The organism is Kitasatospora sp. NPDC057512 (genome assembly GCF_042802135.1).
Taxonomy (GTDB): domain Bacteria; phylum Actinomycetota; class Actinomycetes; order Streptomycetales; family Streptomycetaceae; genus Kitasatospora.
Window position 1 is genome coordinate 1 of sequence record NZ_JBHVET010001244.1, and the last position, 1287, is coordinate 1287.

Below are 1287 nucleotides of genomic sequence, written 5' to 3' on the forward strand. Positions count from 1 at the left end.
GACCGTGACGACCGTCCGCCTCGTGACGACCGTCCGTCGGGCGGCGGCTACGGCCGTGACCGCGATGACCGCGGTGGCGACCGTGGTGGTTTCCGTCGTGACGACCGTCCCTCCGGCGGTTTCAACCGCGACCGCGGTGACCGTGGCGGCGACCGCGGTGGTGACCGCGGCGGCTTCCGTCGCGACGACCGCGGTGGCGACCGTGGCGGCTTCCGCCGTGACGACCGCCCGTCGGGTGGCGGCTACCGCCGTGACCGGGACGAGCGCGGCGGCGACCGCCGGGACTACGACGACCGCCGGGGCAACTACGAGCCCGTCAAGCGCCTGCCGATCCCGGAGGACGTCACCGGCTTCGAGCTGGACGCGGACGTGCGCCAGGAGCTCAAGAGCCTGCCCAAGACCCTCGCGGACGACGTCGCCCGCAACCTGGTGATGGTGGCCCGCCTGCTCGACGGCGAGGCGGAGGAGGCCTACCAGTACTCGCGCGTCGCGCTCCGTCTGGCATCCCGCGTGGCGGCCGTCCGTGAGGCGGCCGGTTTTGCCTCGTACATGACGCAGCGTTACTCCGAGGCGCTGACCGAGTTCCGCGCCGCCCGTCGGATGACCGGTCGGGCGGACCTGTGGCCGGTCATGGCCGACTGCGAGCGCGGTCTGGGCCGTCCGGAGCGGGCGCTGGCGATGGCCGGTGAGCCCGAGGTGAAGCAGCTGGACAAGGCCGGCCAGGTCGAGATGCGCCTGGTGGCGGCCGGTGCCCGCGGCGACATGGAGCAGTACGACGCCGCCGTGGTGACGCTGCAGAGCCCGGAGCTGGCCTCCAACTCCGTGCAGCCGTGGACCGCGCGCCTGCGGTACGCCTACGCCGAGGCCCTGATCGCGGCCGGCCGGGCCGACGAGGCCCGTGACTGGTTCGCCAAGGCCGCCGAGGCCGACACCGACGGCACCACCAACGCCTCGGAGCGGCTGGCCGAGATCGACGGCGTGGAGTTCACCGACACGCTCGACCCGGAGCTGGCCGAGGACGAGGCCGAGTCGACGGACGCCCCGGTGCAGAAGAAGCGCGGTGGCGGCGACCACGCCGAGGACCGCGTGATCTTCGAGGACGAGGAGGACGTCGAGGAGTTCTACGACGAGGACGACCTCGAGATCGACGACGACTTCGACGGCGTCGTCCCCGAGCGCGCCCAGCAGGCCGAGGACGCCAAGGCCGAGGACGCCAAGGCCGAGGACGCCAAGGCCGAGGACGCCAAGGCCGAGGACGCCAAGGCCGAGGAGTCGAAGGCCGCCAAG

Annotated in this window: 1 pseudogene; it reads left to right on the top strand. The window is 73.1% G+C overall.

Annotation, left to right across the window (positions count from 1 at the left end):
* Nucleotides 1-369 precede the first annotated feature (369 nt).
* Nucleotides 370-1012, top strand: a pseudogene (locus ACFU6K_RS39215) (hypothetical protein); the annotation flags it as partial.
* Nucleotides 1013-1287: the final 275 nt, after the last annotated feature.